We start from the raw sequence: 1,943 nt of genomic DNA, 5'->3' as shown, positions 1-1,943 counted from the left end.
CCGCACCGCGAAGACCGCCGCCGAGCGGACGCCGCGCCGCAGCAGCACCAGCGAGGTGGTCACCGACTCCGGCGACGCCGAGGTGCCCACCCGGATCACCCCGCCCGCCACGTCCGAGGACACCGTCTCGGTCGCCCCGGCCTACAGCGACGCCCGCGGCTCGCAGAAGCCGGCCGACGCGGCCCCTGCGCGCCCCGACGGCGCTGCCGGGCGCAAGGGGCGCTCCAAGGACGATGCCAAGGGCCGGTCCAAGGACGGCAAGGACGCCAAGGGCAAGGGCAAGGGCAAGGACGGCGGCAAGAACGGCAAGGCCAAGGACGACAAGGTCAAGGGCGACAAGGACAAGGGCGACAAGGACAAGGGCAAGAAGAAGGACAAGTCCAAGAAGGGCAGGTAGCCCCGACCCGGGGACGACGCGGCCGCCGCCAGCGGGTGCTGACGGCGGCCGGGTCGGTCCAGGATCAGGACTGGCGCGCGTTGACCTCGTAGGAGGTGTTGGTCGCCTCGAAGAAGTTGACCAGCTGCAGCGTGTCGTTGGCCGTGGCCATCCACTTCGCCGGGTTGGCATCACCGAAGTGCGCCCCGAAGCCGAGCTCCTCCAGCCGGCGGTCGGCCAGGTAGCGGACGTAGCTGTTGATGTACTCCGCGTTCATCCCGAGGATGCCGTTGGGCAGCAGGTCGCGGTTGTAGCGCTCCTCCATGGCGACCGCGTCGATGATCATCTGACGGATCTCCTCGGCGAACTCCTCGGTGGCGATCTCCGGGTTCTCGTCCAGCACGGTGAGGATCAGGTTGATCCCGAACTTCAGGTGCAGGCTCTCGTCCCGGACGATCCAGTCGATCAGCGAGCCGAAGTTGCGCAGCAGGTTCCGCTGCCGGAACGACAGCGCGACCATGAAGCCGCTGTAGAACCAGATCCCCTCGAGGATGACGTTGTAGGCCACCAGGTTGCGGATGAACTCCTGCTTGCCGTGGACGGTGGTGATGTCCAGGGTCTGCTCGGTCATCCGGCGGATGAAGTGGACCTCGAACTCCTCCTTGGCCGCCATCGACGGCACGTCGACGTGGGAGCTGTAGGCCGCCTCGCGGTCGATCGGGAACGTCTCGAGGACGTACTCGAACGACATGCAGTGGTTGGCCTCCTCCCACATCTGCTTGGCCAGGTAGAGGTGGCACTCGGCGGTGTTGACGTAGGGGTACACCCCGAACGCCAGCGCCTTGTTGACCAGCAGCTCGCTGGGGTTGAAGTAGCTCATCAGGAAGGTGAGAGCGTGCCGCTCCTCGGCCGTCATCCGGTTGAAGTCGGCCAGGTCCTCGCCGAGCTGGATCTCGTTGGGGAACCAGGTGTTGGCCACGGCCTGGTCGTAGAGGTCCTGGGCCCACTGGTAGCGGACCGGCTTGAGCAGCAGGCCCTCGCTGATGCCGGCTCCGAGGATGCCGCGCGAGGCCGAGCCGCCGTCGGAGACCGGGGCGGTGCTGGCGGTCTGGTCGGTGATGCTCATCGGGTTGCTCCAGTCGTCTCGGAGGAGAGGATCTCGGCGGTCACTGGCAGGAGTCGCACTGCAGGCGCTCCATCGGGTCGACCGGGCAGGCGGTGCCGTCGATCACGTCCAGCTCGAACCCGTCCAGCTGGACGGCGCTGACGGCGGGCGTCACGACCTGCACGGTCTGCTCGCTGTGCTCGACCACGGTGTGCTCGACCTGGACGGTGCGCTCGACGGCCTCGGGCGCGGACGGGGCCGAGGGCGGTGCCGCGGCCGGGACGGGCGACGCTACCGCAGACGTGGTGGCCCGGGCGAAGCCGAAGCCCCGACGCGGCTCGGAGTGGCTGCCCGCGTCCTGCGGGGCCGCCGCCGACGGCCCGTTGGGGGCCTGCGGCTGGCTCACCGGGGCGCCGCCCTGCGAGCTGGGCGCCTGACCCGGACGACGGCCGAAGCCGAAGC

Annotated in this window: 3 protein-coding genes; 1 reads left to right on the top strand and 2 read right to left on the bottom strand. The window is 69.2% G+C overall.

The window, feature by feature from the left end:
* Positions 1-397, top strand: a 397-nt coding sequence (locus DVA66_RS19875) for a hypothetical protein (RefSeq protein WP_198671984.1), incomplete at its 5' end; no start/stop codon positions are given.
* A 64-nt stretch (positions 398-461) separates the two neighbouring features.
* On the opposite strand, the gene DVA66_RS19870 is transcribed toward DVA66_RS19875, so the two are convergent.
* Together DVA66_RS19870 and DVA66_RS19865 are read right to left on the bottom strand one after the other, a co-directional pair.
* On the bottom strand, positions 462-1,502 hold the full coding sequence (locus DVA66_RS19870; RefSeq protein ID WP_114561520.1) for a ribonucleotide-diphosphate reductase subunit beta: 1,041 nt from the start codon (positions 1,500-1,502) through the stop codon (positions 462-464).
* Between the two features lie 40 nt (positions 1,503-1,542).
* The coding region (locus DVA66_RS19865; RefSeq protein WP_232822089.1) for a hypothetical protein at positions 1,543-1,943 on the bottom strand (401 nt) is incomplete at its 5' end.

Source organism: Desertihabitans aurantiacus (genome assembly GCF_003344635.1).
In the GTDB taxonomy this organism is placed as follows: Bacteria; Actinomycetota; Actinomycetes; order Propionibacteriales; family Propionibacteriaceae; genus Desertihabitans; species Desertihabitans aurantiacus.
The sequence above is the reverse complement of the archived record's forward strand: the minus strand, read 5'-3'. Positions and strand labels throughout refer to the sequence as shown.